Here is a 15,626-nt window from a genome sequence, read left to right on the forward strand (position 1 = left end):
TCATGGCAACACGACCGATCAGCCCCGAGGATCATGAGCGCATCGCCGATGCGATCCGCGCTGCCGAATCAAAGACCGACGGCGAGATCTACTGCGTCGTGGCGCATGCCAGCGACAGCTATTTCTTCCCGGCCGCTTTCATGGCGATGCTCAGCATGCTCGTCGTCAGCCTCGCCGTCGGTTACGGGCTGGAAGCCTGGTGGCTGTCGATCCGCTTGCCGCATTTCGTCATCGCCGAGCTTCTGGCGCTTGCCAGTGTGCTCATCCTGTTGTGGGCATTGCCGGCATTGCGCATCCATTTGGTGCCGAGGCGGCTGCGCTACCAGGCCGCCCACGCCAATGCGATGAAGCAGTTCCTCGCCCGCAACGTCCACCGCACCACGGCGCGCACTGGCGTGCTGGTGTTCGTCTCGATTGCCGAGCGCTACGCCGAGGTGGTCGCCGACAGCGGCATCGATTCTCGTGTCGGCCAGCATGTCTGGGACGGTGTCGTCCGCGACCTTACGGCGCATGCCGGCGACGATCGGCTTGCCGAGGGGTTCGTCAAGGCGATCCAAGCAGTCGGTGGGGTACTGGCCGAGCATTTTCCGGTCTCGACCGGCGACAACAACGAACTGGACGACCATCTGGTCGAGATTTGATCTCGCCAAAAGCGGTTTCGCAGCGTCTCAAGGACGCACCGTCCGGCTGTGTGAAAGCATCGCGGCGGTTGACCGGACTCTTGCAATCGGGCGCGGCGGGTTTATGGTTAACCAATCATGAATACGCTGAGCATCGACATCAGGAAAGCCGAACCGCGCGATGCAGCCGCCATCGCCGACGTGCATCTCGAGGCCTGGCGCGGCGCCTATTCGGGCATCATCCCGCACCGCACGCTGACATCGATGATCAACCGCCGCGGCGCCGACTGGTGGGCGAATGCCATTCGCCGCGCTGCCACCGTCCTGGTCGTCGAAATCGGCGGCAAAATTGCCGGCTATGCGACGATCGGCAAGAACCGCGCCCGCGAACTCAGGCAGCAGGGCGAGATCTACGAACTTTACCTGCGGCCGGAATATCAAGGCATCGGGCTCGGCAGCCGGCTGTTCTCGGCCGCGCGGGCACGGCTGGCCGACCATGGCCTGAAAGGCATGGTGGTCTGGGCGCTGGAAGACAATCAGAACGCACTTGCCTTCTATGCCGGCGCCGGTGGCCGCGATGTTGCCGAAGGCGTCGAGATCTTCGAGCAGAAGGCGCTGAAGAAGGTCGCTTTCGTCTGGGAATGACGGCCAGCGCATGATCCGGCCGGTTTTCGGTTCGGACGATCTCCCCGTACCATTCGCCGCATTGCACCATTCGCCGTCGCCCGCTATCGATCTGCAATCGAGAGAGGGATAAAGCGATGCGTATCGAAGCGATTGCCAGCGGAAAGAACCCGCCCGAGGACGTCAACGTCATAATCGAGGTGCCGATCGGCGGCGAGCCGATCAAGTACGAGATGGACAAGGAGGCCGGCACGCTGTTCGTCGACCGCTTCCTGCACACTTCGATGCGCTATCCCGGCAATTACGGTTTCGTACCACACACGCTGTCGGGCGACGGTGACCCGATCGACGTATTGGTCTGCAACACGCGCGCGCTGGTGCCAGGCTGCGTCATCAATGTCCGGCCGATCGGCGTGCTGGTGATGGAGGACAATGCCGGCCAGGACGAGAAGGTGATCGCGGTGCCTTCGCCCAAGCTGACCTTGCGCTACGAGGACGTCCACGAATACACGCAATTGCCCGACATCACCCGCCAGCAAGTGCAGCACTTTTTCGAGCACTACAAGGATCTCGAACCCGGCAAATGGGTCAAGATCGAAGGCTGGTACGATGCGGCCTATGCCAAGAAGATGATCGTCGAGGCAATCGAGCGGGCCAGGCGCAAGTAATTATCGGGCGCAAATAATCAGTTGTCGACGCGGCCGAAAGCGGGCGCGTCGCCCAGCACCTCACGCTTGTCCTTGCCGCAGGCGAAGGTGCGTGCCTTCTCGTCGGCAAGCTTGCGCGCCTGATCGTTGGCGGCGGGATTGCCGGTGGCGAGCACAAGGCCGATCGTGCAGCCTTCGTGGGCGTCAGGCTGGGCAACCTTGGCCACAATCAGCACTTCCGTCGACTTGTTCTCGCCCTCGCTATCGCTGATCGAGCGACGATGAATGACGGCGAACGGAATGGCAGTTTTGCCGTTGGTTTCGATCCGCCACTCGACCTTGGGTCCAGCCGAATTGAGGCCGGAAAAGCTTTCCCAGACCGTGGTCATATCGCCAGGTGGAAAGCCGTAGAACAGCGATTCCCGCGCATCGTCGTAGGAAACCAGCACCGGGTAGCCGCGGTAGCCCGAACAGGCGAGATCGGCCCAGTCCCCGTTGCCTTCTTCCGCTTGGGCATAGGTGACGCAGTCCTTCTCCCAATCGAGATCGGTATAGACGCTGGATATGTCGCCGGCCCGGGCCGCCTGGCAGAAACCGGCGAGGGCAAGCGGGATCAAGAGAGCGCGCATGGCGGAACAACTCAGTTCGGGGGGCGCAGCGTACCGTCAAATTTAGCGGCAGCCTAGAGGAAGTCAGGCTGCGCACAGTGGTCTTGTAAAACGGACCACTATTTCTTCAAGCTTGCCTCTATCAGAAGATCGGCGTTGCGGGCCACCGACTTCGCCGGCCCGCCGGCACCGAACAGCTGGCCGCTAATATAGGCGCCCTCGATCAGGAGCAGCAGCCCGTCGCCCAGCGTCTCGGCGTCGCCGGCGCCCATCGCCGCCGCCATGGCGCGCAGGCGGCGGCGCAGTTCCTGCTTGTTGGCCTCACTCACGACGCGGGCCGGATGGCCATGTTCGGGATATTCGACCGCGGCATTGGTCATGCCGCAGCCGCGATAGTCGGGCCTTTGCGTACGCTTGCCGACACGCGTCAGGAAGGCGACGATCTGCGCGCGCGGATCGCCGGGATGGGCATTCACCGCCTCGTCGAAACGCTCCCAGAATTCGAGATCATAGTGCCGGAGGTAGGATGCGGCCAGCTCATCCTTGGACGGAAAGCTGCGGTAGAGGCTGGGCTTGGTGACGCCGGCACGCCGCACGATCTCGTCGACGCCGATCGCCCTGATGCCTTGCCGGTAGAACAGGTCTCGCGCCACCTGGAGAATCCGTTCGGCGGCGCGAGGCGGCGGTGCGTCATTGGCCTTGATCGTTGGTTCAATGCTTTTCATGCCTGGCCTGCCGATTAGCTGGTTGACAATGTTACCGGTCGGTACGTATGTTTCGCGCTCCTGCAACGTACCGGTCAGTAACATGATAACTCAATCCCGCCCGTTTGGCCAGCGCTACGCTTTCGTCGTGGGCGCCGTCATCTTCCTTTGCCTGCTGATCGCAGCGGGCCTGCGTTCGGCGCCGGCAGTCATGATGCTGCCGCTGGAGAACAGTTTCGGCTGGCGGCGCGACGTGGTGTCGCTGGCGGCGGCCACCGGCATCTTCCTCTATGGCCTGACCGGGCCGTTTGCCGCGGCGCTGATGGAGCGGATCGGGCTGCGCCGCACCTTGCTTGCCGCGCTGCTCTTGATGTCGGGATCGACCGCGCTCAGCCTGTTGATGACCAAACCGTGGCATCTGCTCCTCACCTGGGGCGTGTTTTCCGGCGTCAGCTCGGGCGCCGTCGCCACCGTGCTCGGCGCGACCATCGTCAACCGCTGGTTCAAGACCAATCGCGGCTTGGTGATGGGACTGATGTCGGCGTCCAGTGCCACCGGGCTGCTGGTCTTCCTGCCGCTGCTCGCCTCGCTCGCCCAGTCGGGCGGCTGGAAGCCGGTCGCCATCGCCATTGCCGTGGCCACCGCCTGCCTGGTGCCGCTGGTCTATATGCTGGTGCCGGAGCGCCCGGCGTCGATCGGCATGGTCCGCTATGGCGCCGATGCCGACGACGTGCCGCCGGTGCCGCCAGCCTCGCAAGGCAATTTCCTTTCGCATACATTGAGCACGCTGCGCCGCGCCGCCGGCACGCGCGTGTTCTGGTATCTGTTCGCCACCTTCTTCGTTTGCGGCTTCACCACCAACGGGTTGGTCGGCACGCATCTGATCGCCTTTTGCGGCGATATGGGCATCGGCGAAGTGCAGGCCGCAGGCCTGCTGTCGATGATGGGCATCTTCGACCTGATCGGCACGACGCTGTCGGGCTGGCTCACCGACCGTTTCGACCCGCGCAAGCTGCTCGGCGTCTATTACGGCATTCGCGGCCTGTCGCTGATCTATCTGCCCTATTCCGGCTTCTCGGCGACCAGCCTGATCATCTTCGCGGTGTTTTACGGACTGGACTGGATCGCCACGGTGCCGCCGACGCTCAGGCTTTCCAACGAGGCGTTCGGCGACCGCAGCGGGCCGATCGTCTTCGGCTGGATCGTCGCCGGCCATCAGGTTGGCGCCGCGACAGCGGCCTTCTTCGGCGGCACCATGCGCGAGCTGCAAGGCAATTACGAGCTTGCCTTCCTGATCGCCGGTATGACGGCAATAGCCGCCGCCTGCATCTCGCTGTTGATCAACACCAGCCGCCCGGCGTTTGATCCGGAACCGCAGGCGGCGTAGGGCGCAATCGCCGATGCAGGAGGCCGGCGCTCCATCCGAGACGACCCCCTCTGTCGCCTTCGGCGACATCTCCCCCTCGAGGGGGGAGATTCGCCAGCCTGTTCACTGTTATCAAACCTTCATCGTTTCGAAATGTGCCTGAAACATTGAAGCTGGAGCTTGGCGGCGACGTTCAACGCCATCCAGGAGACAGCCATGAACAAGATTTCGATGACGCGGCGCGCTTTCGTCACGTCGGCCAGCGCCGTTGGCCTGGTCGGCGCCTCGGGCCTCGCCCTCCCCCATTACTCGCGCGCCAATCAGCGCCCGGCTTTCACCCATGGCATCCAGTCCGGCGACGTCGACGCCACCAGCGGCATGGTCTGGACACGCACCGACCGGCCGTCGCGCGTCATGTTCGAGGTGTCGCGGACCGAAAGCTTCACCAATGCCGTCCGCCTCGCGCCGCTCGATACCTCGCCGGCCAGCGATTATACGGTGAAGCGGCTGCTTACCGATCTCGCCTCCGACCAGGACATCTTCTACCGCATGGTCGCGGCCGATCTTGCCGACATCAACGCCGTTTCCGAGCCGGTCGTCGGCCGCTTCCGCACGGCACCTGCCTCGAAGCGCGACATTCGCTTTGCCTGGTCGGGCGACACCGCCGGCCAAGGTTGGGGCATCGACGAGACCGGCATGAAGACCTACGCCACCATTGCCAAGCACACGCCCGACTTCTTCCTGCATTCGGGCGATACGATCTATGCCGATGGTGCGATGAAGGACGAGGTCGACCTGCCCAACGGCGGCAAGTGGAAAAACAAAGTGCTGATCGACGAGAAGCGCAAGGTTGCCGAGACGCTGGACGAATACCGGGCGCAGTGGAAATACAACATGATGGACAGGCATGTGCTGGCGCTCAGCGCCATCTGTCCGACCTTCTATCAGTGGGATGACCACGAGGTGCTGAACAACTGGTCGGACTCGAAGGACCTGAGCGCCGACGATCGCTACACTGAAAAATCCGTCCATGTGCTGGCGGCACGTGCGGCGCGCGCCTTCCACGAAATGACGACGATCCGTTACGAGCCGTCGGAGCCCGGCCGCGTCTACCGCAAGATCGCCTATGGTCCGCTGCTCGACGTGTTCTTCCTCGACATGCGTTCCTACCGCGGCCCCAACGGTCCGGATATGCAGGAGACGATGACGCCGCAATCGCGCATCCTCGGTGAACAGCAGATCAAGTGGCTGAAGCGTGAACTGGCGAATTCCAACGCAACCTGGAAAATCATCGCCGCCGACATGCCGCTCGGCCTCGTCGTCTGGAACGACGGCACCAAGAAGGTAGGGGCCGAGGCGGTCAGCAATGGCGACAATGGCCCGGCCAAAGGGCGTGAGCTGGAAATTGCCGACCTTCTTCGCTATATAAAGAATGCGGGTATCAGCAACACTGTCTGGCTCACCGCAGACGTGCATTATACAGCCGCGCATTACTACAATCCGGACAAGGCGCAGTTCCAGGACTTCAATCCGTTTTGGGAATTCGTTTCGGGTCCGATCCATTCCGGCACGTTCGGGCCTAATGGTTTCGATATGACATTCGGCCCGGAGCTGAGGTTCATAAAGGCACCAACTGCCGAACAGGGTCAAAACCTGCCGCCTTCGGCCGGCCTGCAGTTCTTCGGGCTCGTCGAGATCGATGGCGCCACCGAGCAGTTGACGGTGCGGCTGATGGATCGCGACGACAGCGAACTCTACAAGGTCACGCTCGATCCGGTGCGGTCGGCGTGAGCGACGGCGCCACTACCCTCGGGCCAGCCCGAGGGTAGGACGTATATCAATCGGGATAGCAGACGACGGGAATGTTGGGCCAGACGGCGCTGTCGCATCCGGCATTTTGCTGCCGCTGCTTGAAGGCGGCGCTGACCGGCCCGGTCACCACCGGATCGACGCCATCGGGAGCATCGGCAAAAAGCTGCTCCGCCGACGGCTTGTCGGGCGGCAAAGCAGACCGCGTCTCCTTGAACGACGCCGCCGATTGCGCCGCGCCGGCCGCGAGGAGGACGGCAAGCGCGGTACATGCCAAAATCGGCCGGAGTTTGATGCCTACCTCGATCATGAAATTCGAACTGTCCGGACCATGAAAGGTTCCGCCTTGGTTAATAATTCCACTTCACACCAAGACATTTAAGATTTGGTGACTTTATTTGGTGGCTCGCCTCCTCTTTCGCAATTGCGAAAAACCCTGTATGAGCCGCCCAACCGAAAGAGGCAGCGCCTTTTGGCCTGCTGCCTGCAACGCTCCCGAGACCAAAACATGAAAATCCGCAATATCGCGATCATCGCGCACGTCGACCATGGAAAAACCACCCTCGTCGACCAGCTTCTGAAACAGTCCGGCTCGTTCCGCGACAACCAGCGCGTCGCCGAGCGCGCCATGGATTCGAACGACCTCGAAAAGGAACGCGGCATCACCATCCTGGCCAAGGCGACCTCGGTCGACTGGAAGGACACCCGCATCAACATCGTCGACACGCCCGGCCACGCCGACTTCGGCGGCGAGGTCGAGCGCATTCTGTCGATGGTGGATTCGGCCATCGTGCTGGTCGACGCCGCCGAGGGGCCGATGCCGCAGACCAAATTCGTGGTCGGCAAGGCACTCAAGGTTGGACTGAAGCCGATCGTCGTCATCAACAAGATCGACCGGCCAGATGCCCGCCACGTCGAAGTGGTGAACGAGGTGTTCGATCTTTTTGCAGCACTTGACGCTACCGACGAGCAGCTCGACTTCCCTATCCTTTACGGTTCAGGCCGCGACGGCTGGGTCTCGGAAAACCCCGAAGGTCCGAAGGACCAGGCTCTGGCGCCGCTGTTCGACCTCGTCATCAAGCACGTGCCGGCGCCGACCGTTCATCCCGGCCCATTCCGCATGATCGGCACCATCCTGGAAGCCAATCCTTTCCTCGGCCGCATCATCACCGGCCGTATCGAATCCGGCACGCTGAAATCCAACCAGGCGGTCAAGGTGCTGCACCATGACGGCACCCAGGTCGAAACCGGCCGAATCTCGAAAATCCTTGCTTTCCGCGGGCTCGAGCGCCAGCCCATTGACGAGGCGCAGGCGGGCGACATCGTCGCCATCGCCGGCCTGTCGAAAGGCACTGTCGCCGACACCTTCTGCGACCTGTCGGTGACCGAGCCGGTGCACGCGCAGCCGATCGATCCGCCGACTGTGACGATGTCTTTCCTCGTCAACGATTCGCCGCTGGCCGGTACCGAAGGCGACAAGGTGACCAGCCGCGTCATCCGCGACCGCCTGCTGCGCGAGGCCGAAGGCAATGTCGCGCTGAAGATCGAGGAATCACCTGACAAGGATTCGTTCTTCGTTTCCGGCCGCGGCGAATTGCAGCTGGCCGTGCTGATCGAGACGATGCGCCGCGAAGGTTTTGAGATCGCCGTGTCGCGGCCGCGCGTCGTCATGCAGAAGGGCGATAGCGGCGAATTGCTGGAGCCGGTCGAGGAAGTCGTCATCGACGTCGACGAGGAGCATGCCGGCGTCGTCGTGCAGAAGATGTCGGAGCGCAAGGCCGAGATGGTCGAGCTTCGCCCTTCGGGCGGCAATCGCCAGCGCATCGTCTTCCACGCGCCGACGCGCGGGTTGATCGGCTACCAGTCGGAACTGTTGACCGACACGCGCGGCACCGCTGTGATGAACCGGCTGTTCCATGCCTATGAACCTTACAAGGGTGAGCTGCCTGGCCGTACCAACGGCGTGCTGATCTCCAACGAACAGGGTGAATCGGTGGCGTACGCCATGTGGAACCTGGAAGACCGCGGCCCGATGGTCATCGACCCCGGCGTCAAGGTCTATCAGGGCATGATCATCGGTATCCATTCCAGGGACAACGACCTCGAAGTCAACGTGCTCAAGGGCAAGAAGCTGACCAACATCCGCGCCGCCGGCAAGGACGAGGCGGTGAAGCTGACACCGCCGATCCGCATGACGCTGGAACGCGCGCTGGCCTGGATCCAGGACGACGAGCTGGTCGAAGTGACGCCGAAGACCATCCGCCTGCGCAAGCTCTATCTCGATCCGAACGAGCGCAAGCGTTTTGAGAAGTCGGCGAAAGTGGTCGGCGCAGCATAAAGGGCAATACCGCGCAATGAGCGGTAAACTCGTCACGGCTGTCATATACGACAATCGACCCGAGGCCGAAGTTTGCGTGTCGATGCTCGACGCGTATGGAATTTATGCTCTCGCGAATTATCTTCTCGACACGGGCAGGCTTGGCTTGATCCATGTGCAAGTCGCCGACTCGATCTCGATGCGGCCAAGGGTTTGATTGGCTCGGCCTCCAAAGAGGGCGACTGACCCCTGGCCGTACGGATTCCTGCCGTTGCCTCATTCACCTGCAGCCGAAATGATTTTGTCCCGGTCTGGTTCGCCAGACAGGTGGATCTGGATCGCCGTTCCCGCCCGCGCTGGCTTGCGCAAGGCTTTGGCTCCGTCCGGACCAACCACCAGCAATCGTTTCTCTTCCCAAACCTGAAGCCGCGATCGCGAGACACCGAGTTCGTTGGCGAGCAACCGGTCGAGCCGCAGCGCTGTCGGCATTTCGAGCCAGAGCTGAAGTTCGAGCGCGCTGGTATTTTCCGGTCTATCCCCGAGCGCCTGCTTATGAACGACGGCTTCGGGAAACTCCTCGACGCGCCCGATACTGCTTCGCAATGCGGCAACATCGAAGGCATGGCGCCGCGCCAGGACCGGATCGTTGCTTTCGAGCGCCTGCAATATTGTCGGTTCGATATCGCGGCGGCTGCAGCGCTCCAGAATGCCGAAATTCCAGGAATTGTCGCAGTCGATGCAGCGGTAGATCAACCAGGCGTCAATGCGCTTGCCGTTGGCATTGACCCGGAATTTGCCGCTGCAGCGATAGGCTTTCAGGCCGCCGCAGCGATTGCAGTTGAGGTGAGGTCGAGGTGCGGTCTTGGGTGTGATCGTCCAGCGGATACGCAGTATCGAAGGCATGCCGAAAAGCCCTTCCCGTCGGGAAGTTCGTCAGATCGGCGATATCGAGAACCCATGCGGGCACGGCGTGGCGAGAGACTGCGGCAGTTGGAAATCAGGTGTCGCGGGTGGTTATGCGCGACAGCGGTTCAGCAGTGCCAAACCGGTCTCGAACCGCCACCCGAGGAACACATGATGTGAAAACAGGCATCGCGACTGCGACGCCCTGCTCTGTGTTGGGGGAGTTGACGAGACCGGCGGTTACGAAGGCAAAGTGAAGCTCGAAATGATGTCGGGACGACATTTCTAGCCGCGAGGTGCCTGGCCGACAAGCCTTCTTTCGGTGGACGCTACTGTCGTCGGACCAGTTGGGTTATCTTGAACGACCCAAACATTTCAAACGGGATCCGCGTCATGCATTTCACATCGCTTCTGATTTTTGCCGGCGCCCTGCTTGTTGCCGCCGGCTCGCCCGGCCCATCGATCGCCGCTCTTGTGGCGCGGGTCATCGCAAAAGGGTTTCGCGACGTGTTCCCGTTCCTGCTTGCGATGTGGATCGGCGAAGCGATCTGGCTGTCGCTGGCGGTGTTTGGCCTCGCCGTGGTGGCGCAGACGTTCCACTTTGCCTTTGTCGTCGTGAAGTGGGTCGGCGTCGCCTATCTCGGCTGGCTTGCCTGGAAGATGTGGACGGCACCGGTCGAGGCCAAGGAAGGCGCGCTGCCGCGCGAAGATTCGCCCGTCAGACTGTTCTTTGCCGGCATGGCGGTGACACTCGGCAACCCCAAGATCATGATGTTCTATCTGGCGCTGCTGCCGACCATCATCGACCTCGGTTCGGTCAGCATGGTGGGCTGGATCGAATTGACGGCGACCATGGCAGTGGTCCTGGTCGCCATCGATTTGACATGGGTGCTCGCCGCATCGCAGGCGCGCAAGCTCTTGAGGAGCAAGCGGGCGATGAAAATCGCCAACCGCATCAGCGCCGGTACCATGGCCGGCGCTGCGGCGGCGATCGCCGCGCGGTCTTGAGCCGGCGTCAACCCATTTCGATTATCGGTGCGATCTCGACGCTGAAACCCGGGTCCGTCAAGATAGGACAATCCTTGGCCTTGCCGACGGCATCGTCGATGTCCTTTGCTTCGATGATGGTGTAACCGGCGGTCGGATTGCTGCCGCCATTGTTCTCGACCTTGCCGCCAGGCAGCAGGGTCTTCGACATGCCGACTGGATTGCCGCCGTCGACCACCGCTGAGCCAAGCTTGCCGTACCAGCCGTTCCAGGCATCCATCGCTGCCTTCCGTTCGGCCTCCTCGGTTGGCATCTTGCCCGAGCCGTGATAGACGTAGAGAAATTTCGCCATGTTCTCCTCCTCTGATCGGCGGCATCGAACCGGCATGCGGTCATGCCGCATGCCGATCATCGGACCAAACCGGCAAACAAGCAACGAGAATGCGAAGTAGCTAATATAATATGCCGTTGACTCGCAACGGCGGTGCCCTATCGCGCCATCGCATGGTATTCATCGTTCGGCCGCATATCGATTGCCGATGCCAGCCGGTTCGACATGTTGAAGAACGCCGCGGTCGAGGCGACGTCCCAGATGTCGCGGTCGGAAAAGCCGACTTGCCGCAACGCCGCCCGGTCCGCTTCGACGATCTTTGCCGGCTGCCCGGTCAGCTTCACCGCGAATTCGAGCATGGCGCGTTGCCTGTCCGACAGCTTGGCGGCGCGAAAATTCATCACCATCATCTCGCCGAAGGCTGGGTCGCCGGAAAGCTGGCGCACCGCCGCGCCATGCGCGGCCAGGCAATAGTAGCAATGGTTGACCGATGAGACGGCCACCGCGATCATCTCGCGCTCGAGTTTCGACAGGCCGGATTCACCCAGCATCAAATCATTGTACATGTCGGTGAAAGCGCGCAGCTTCTTCTCGTCGAACGCATAGGCGAGCAGCACGTTGGGAACGAGGCCGAGCTTCTCCCGGCACTTGGTGAAATAGGCCTTGGTCGCGTCGCTCAGCTCCGCCGGTGCCAGGTCAAGCGCGGTGATTTTGTCCGTCATGGCGGATCTCTCCTCTTTTTCGCCAGGCTGCCGGTGAATTCCGACATTTCGTCGCAAGCCGTCAAACCTTTGTCGCCAAATACCCGTCATCTGTTAGCATAGCCGCAAAAACATGTGACGGGAGGGACTCATGGCCAGCGTAAAGTCAGCGAGCCGGTTGAAAAAAGCCGGCCTGACGAGGGGTGAAGCCGCGGGTGGTGAAAAGCCCGGCAGGCTTGCCGACTACCTGCTGGCCCGAGCTCCGGCCGAAGATGTCGCCGCCTACGACGTCATCGATCTCGAACGCGCTGCCGAACTCGCCGGCCGCGCAGTGGCCAGGCACAAGAAGGACGACTGCGTCGTTGCCATAGACGTCGATTCCGGTGTCGTCCGCCAGGGCCGGCCGATGACGGTGATCACTGTCGTCAACGACAACATGCCGTTCCTGTTCGATTCCGTCCTCGGCGAGATTACAGAAAGCGCCGGCGAGCCGCTGCTGGTTACCCATCCAGTCATAGTCGTCAGGCACGGCAAGAACGGCGTCGAGGAAATCCTCGGCGATGGCGGTTATGCCAAGGGCGACCACAGCCATGACCGACTGAGCGTCATCCATGTCCATATCGGCCGCCTTTCGGCCGAGCAGGCCGAAGGCCTGGCCGCACGCCTGACGAAGCTGCTCGGCCAGGTGCGAGCCGCCGTCACCGACTGGAAGCCGATGCTTGCCCGCCTCGACCAGGCGATCTCGGAATTCCGCTACTCGCCAGTGCCGCTCGACAAGGCCCATGTCACCGAGGCGATCGCCTTCCTCGAATGGCTGCGCGACGACAACTTCACCTTTCTCGGCATGCGCGAATTCAACTATACCGGCGGCGAGACGAGCGGCATGCTCGAGCGCGCCGAAAAGCCCGGCCTCGGCATCCTTTCCGATCCCGACGTGCTGGTGCTCAGACGCGGCACCGAAGCGGTGAGCACGACGCCGGAAATCCGCGCCTTCCTGCATGGGCCGGAACCGCTGATCGTCACCAAGGCCAACGCCAAGTCGTCGGTGCACCGCCGCATCTACCTCGACTACATCGGCGTCAAGACCTACACCGGCAAAGGCGTGCTTTCAGGCGAGCTCCGTATCGTCGGCCTGTTCACCTCGACTGCCTATACGCGCTCGGTGATGAAAATCCCCTATCTGCGCTCGAAGGCGGAAACCGTCATCGCCAAATCCGGCTTCAATCCAAGCGACCATTCCGGCAAGGCATTGATCAACGTGCTGGAGAGCTATCCGCGCGACGAGCTGTTCCAGGTTCCGGTGCCGATCCTGCGCAAGCATGCCGAAGCCATACTGGGCTTGATCGAGCGGCCGCGCGTCAGGGCATTGGTGCGTGTCGACCAGTTCGACCGCTTCGTCTCCGTGCTCGTCTTCGTGCCGCGTGACCGCTACGACAGCGTCGTGCGCGAGAAGATCGGCACTTATCTGAAGACCGTCTTCGAAGGCCGGCTGTCGGCGTACTATCCGGCCTTCCCGGAAGGCGGGCTGGCGCGCGTCCATTTCATCATCGGCCGCTCCGGCGGCAAGACGCCGAAGGTCGAGCAGGCAACGATCGAGGCGGCGATCCGCGACATCGTACGGACCTGGGACGATGCCCTGCGCGAGACCGCGACCGAGACCGGCGCCGATGCGAGACTCACGGCCATCGCCTCGCGTTTTTCGGAAAGCTATCGCGACAGTTTTCGGCCGGCCGTGGCGCTGGCCGATGCCGGGCGCATCGCCAAGCTCGATGCCTCAAATCCGATCGCCATCGACTATTACCGTCACGCCGACCAGAAGCCGCATCAGGCGGCGCTGAAGATCTATCACCATGGCAGCCCGGTGGCGCTGTCGCGGCGCGTTCCCGTGCTGGAAAACATCGGTTTCCGCGTCATCAGCGAGCGCACTTTCGAGGTCGGCGACATTCAATCCGGCACGATCAATAGTGATCAGCCCGGCATGGTCTTCATCCACGACATGGAACTCGAGAACAGCTACGGCAGGCCGATCGACCTCGGCAATGGCGGCGCGCTGTTCGAGGATGCGTTCCTTTCCGTCTGGCGCGGTGATGTCGACAATGACGGCTATAACGGCCTTGCCCAGACCGCCGGCCTGTGGTCGGGCGAGATCACCGTCCTGCGCGCCTATGGCCGCTATCTGCAGCAGGCCGGCATCCCGCAGAGCCAGGATTTCATCGCCGCCGCGCTCAACCGTTATCCCGAGATCGCCCGCGACCTGCATGCGCTGTTTGTCGCCCGCCTCGGCGCGACGGCCGAGAAGGAAGGCGTCGTTCAGGCCAAACATCTGAAAGCCAAGATCACGGATGCGCTGGAAGACGTTCCCAACATTGACGACGACACCATCATCCGCCGTTATCTGAACCTGATCGAAGCCTCGCTGCGCACCAATCATTTCGTTGCCGATACGAAACAGAAAGGCCAATCGCTGGCGATCAAGCTCGATTCGCAATCGGTCGACGGGCTGCCGGCGCCGCGGCCATGGCGGGAGATCTTCGTCTACGGCTCCGAGGTCGAGGGTGTGCATCTGCGCTTCGGCCCGGTCGCGCGTGGCGGCCTGCGCTGGTCGGACCGTGCGCAGGACTATCGCACCGAGGTGCTCGGCCTGGTCAAGGCACAGCAGGTCAAGAATGCGGTGATCGTGCCGGTTGGCGCCAAGGGCGGCTTCTACCCGAAAAAGCTGCCGATGAGCGCCGGGCGCGACGCAATTTTCGAGGCCGGCACGGCCGCCTACAAGAATTACGTTTCCAGCCTGTTGTCGATCACCGACAATATCGGGCTGGACGGCGTCATCCCGCCACCCGGCGTCGTGCGGCGCGATCAGGATGATCCGTATTTCGTCGTCGCCGCGGACAAGGGCACGGCGACCTTCTCGGACATCGCCAACGCCATCAGCGAAAGGCACGGCTTCTGGCTCGACGACGCTTTCGCCAGCGGCGGTTCGGCCGGCTACGACCACAAGAAGATGGGCATCACCGCCAAGGGCGCCTGGGAAGCGGTCAAGCGGCATTTCCGCGAGATGAACCGCGACATCCAAACCACGCCGTTCACCGTCGTCGGCGTTGGCGACATGTCGGGCGACGTGTTCGGCAACGGCATGCTGCTGTCGGAGCAGACCCGGCTGATCGCCGCCTTCGATCATCGCGACATCTTCATCGATCCCGATCCCGACATGGCCGCTTCGATGGCCGAGCGCCGGCGTATGTTCGCTCTCGCCCGCTCAAGCTGGCAGGATTACGACAAGACGAAGCTGTCCGAAGGCGGCATCATCGTCTCGCGCAGCCAGAAGTCGATCACCTTGCCGGCCGCCGCGGCTGCAGCTATCGGCCTCGGCAAGACAACGGCCACGCCGGTCGAGATCATGAGTGCCATCCTCAAGGCGCCGGCAGATCTTTTGTGGTTCGGCGGCATCGGCACCTATGTCAGGGCATCGGGCGAGACCAACCAGGACGTCGGCGACCGTGCCAATGACGCGATCCGCATCGCCGCGCTCGACCTGCGTGCCAAGGTCATCGGTGAAGGCGCCAATCTCGGCGTCACACAGCGGGCGCGCATCGAATTCGGATTGAATGGCGGCCGCTGCAACTCAGATGCGATCGACAATTCGGGCGGCGTGAACTGCTCAGACGTCGAGGTCAACATCAAGATCGCGCTGGCTTCCGCCATGCGGAAGGGTTCGCTGACGCGGCCGTCGCGCAACAAATTGCTGGCCGAGATGACCGACGAGGTCAGCGCCCTGGTGCTGTCCAACAATTACCAGCAGACGCTGGCGCTGTCCCTTGCTCGCAAGCGCGGCCTTGCCGACATTGCCCATCAGAGCCGCTTCATGGAGGCGCTCGAGGCGCGCGGGCTGCTCGACCGTGCCGTCGAGACGCTGCCGTCGCCGGCGGGAGTTGACGCGCGCGAACCGCGCGGCGAGCCCCGCACCCCCGCCCCCCGCGGGCTGGGGCGTTCCAATGCGAATAAAGTGGTG

General features: G+C 62.5%; 14 protein-coding genes. 8 read left to right on the forward strand and 6 right to left on the reverse strand.

The genetic code is table 11. The features are described 5' to 3' along the window. Nucleotides 1–2: 2 nt before the first annotated feature. The 3 genes from NKH99_RS10420 to ppa all read left to right on the forward strand — a co-directional run bounded on the left by NKH99_RS10420 (nucleotide 3) and on the right by ppa (nucleotide 1,912). On the forward strand, nucleotides 3–641 hold the full coding sequence (locus NKH99_RS10420; protein WP_353013914.1) for a TPM domain-containing protein: 639 nt from the start codon (nucleotides 3–5) through the stop codon (nucleotides 639–641). 117 nt (nucleotides 642–758) lie between these two features. Further along, nucleotides 759–1,265: a GNAT family N-acetyltransferase gene (locus NKH99_RS10425; protein ID WP_023678138.1), complete on the forward strand. Its 507-nt coding sequence runs from the start codon at nucleotides 759–761 to the stop codon at nucleotides 1,263–1,265. Between the two features lie 116 nt (nucleotides 1,266–1,381). Further along, entirely contained in the window at nucleotides 1,382–1,912 is a 531-nt protein-coding gene (gene ppa / locus NKH99_RS10430; RefSeq protein ID WP_352451245.1) for an inorganic diphosphatase, read from the forward strand. Between the two features lie 17 nt (nucleotides 1,913–1,929). On the opposite strand, the gene NKH99_RS10435 is transcribed toward ppa, so the two are convergent. Further along, on the reverse strand, nucleotides 1,930–2,520 hold the full coding sequence (locus NKH99_RS10435) for a hypothetical protein (RefSeq protein ID WP_352613237.1): 591 nt from the start codon (nucleotides 2,518–2,520) through the stop codon (nucleotides 1,930–1,932). Nucleotides 2,521–2,618: 98 nt separating this feature from the next. Continuing rightward, a complete protein-coding gene (locus NKH99_RS10440; protein WP_353013916.1) occupies nucleotides 2,619–3,224 on the reverse strand; it encodes a TetR/AcrR family transcriptional regulator in 606 nt (201 codons plus the stop codon). Between the two features lie 82 nt (nucleotides 3,225–3,306). Between NKH99_RS10440 and NKH99_RS10445 the strand changes: the two genes are divergently transcribed. Beyond that, the gene (locus NKH99_RS10445) at nucleotides 3,307–4,590 is read left to right on the forward strand and encodes an MFS transporter (RefSeq protein WP_353013918.1); all 1,284 of its coding nucleotides are present in this window, start codon (nucleotides 3,307–3,309) and stop codon (nucleotides 4,588–4,590) included. Nucleotides 4,591–4,785: 195 nt separating this feature from the next. Then, nucleotides 4,786–6,360, forward strand: coding sequence for an alkaline phosphatase D family protein (locus NKH99_RS10450; protein ID WP_353013920.1), 1,575 nt, complete (start codon nucleotides 4,786–4,788; stop codon nucleotides 6,358–6,360). 46 nt (nucleotides 6,361–6,406) lie between these two features. On the opposite strand, the gene NKH99_RS10455 is transcribed toward NKH99_RS10450, so the two are convergent. Continuing rightward, nucleotides 6,407–6,688, reverse strand: a complete 282-nt coding sequence (locus tag NKH99_RS10455; RefSeq protein ID WP_353013922.1) for a hypothetical protein — start codon at nucleotides 6,686–6,688, stop codon at nucleotides 6,407–6,409. A gap of 198 nt (nucleotides 6,689–6,886) precedes the next feature. Between NKH99_RS10455 and typA the strand changes: the two genes are divergently transcribed. Continuing rightward, entirely contained in the window at nucleotides 6,887–8,716 is a 1,830-nt protein-coding gene (typA, locus tag NKH99_RS10460) for a translational GTPase TypA (RefSeq protein WP_353013925.1), read from the forward strand. Between the two features lie 255 nt (nucleotides 8,717–8,971). On the opposite strand, the gene NKH99_RS10465 is transcribed toward typA, so the two are convergent. Then, nucleotides 8,972–9,598: a DUF1062 domain-containing protein gene (locus NKH99_RS10465; RefSeq protein ID WP_352540902.1), complete on the reverse strand. Its 627-nt coding sequence runs from the start codon at nucleotides 9,596–9,598 to the stop codon at nucleotides 8,972–8,974. Between the two features lie 393 nt (nucleotides 9,599–9,991). Between NKH99_RS10465 and NKH99_RS10470 the strand changes: the two genes are divergently transcribed. Then, on the forward strand, nucleotides 9,992–10,606 hold the full coding sequence (locus tag NKH99_RS10470) for a LysE family translocator (RefSeq protein WP_352834068.1): 615 nt from the start codon (nucleotides 9,992–9,994) through the stop codon (nucleotides 10,604–10,606). 7 nt (nucleotides 10,607–10,613) lie between these two features. Here the strand turns inward: NKH99_RS10470 and NKH99_RS10475 are convergent, their stop codons facing one another. Continuing rightward, nucleotides 10,614–10,937, reverse strand: a complete 324-nt coding sequence (locus NKH99_RS10475) for a YciI family protein (RefSeq protein ID WP_023678126.1) — start codon at nucleotides 10,935–10,937, stop codon at nucleotides 10,614–10,616. A 137-nt stretch (nucleotides 10,938–11,074) separates the two neighbouring features. Further along, nucleotides 11,075–11,638 carry a peroxidase-related enzyme gene (locus NKH99_RS10480; RefSeq protein WP_352683681.1) on the reverse strand — a complete coding sequence of 188 codons (564 nt, stop codon included), beginning with the start codon at nucleotides 11,636–11,638 and terminating at the stop codon, nucleotides 11,075–11,077. A gap of 130 nt (nucleotides 11,639–11,768) precedes the next feature. Between NKH99_RS10480 and NKH99_RS10485 the strand changes: the two genes are divergently transcribed. Further along, nucleotides 11,769–15,626: NAD-glutamate dehydrogenase (locus NKH99_RS10485; RefSeq protein ID WP_353013927.1), on the forward strand; the 3,858-nt coding region annotated here is incomplete at its 3' end.

This window comes from Mesorhizobium sp. M0854, from assembly GCF_040319815.1.
Classification (GTDB): domain Bacteria; phylum Pseudomonadota; class Alphaproteobacteria; order Rhizobiales; family Rhizobiaceae; genus Mesorhizobium.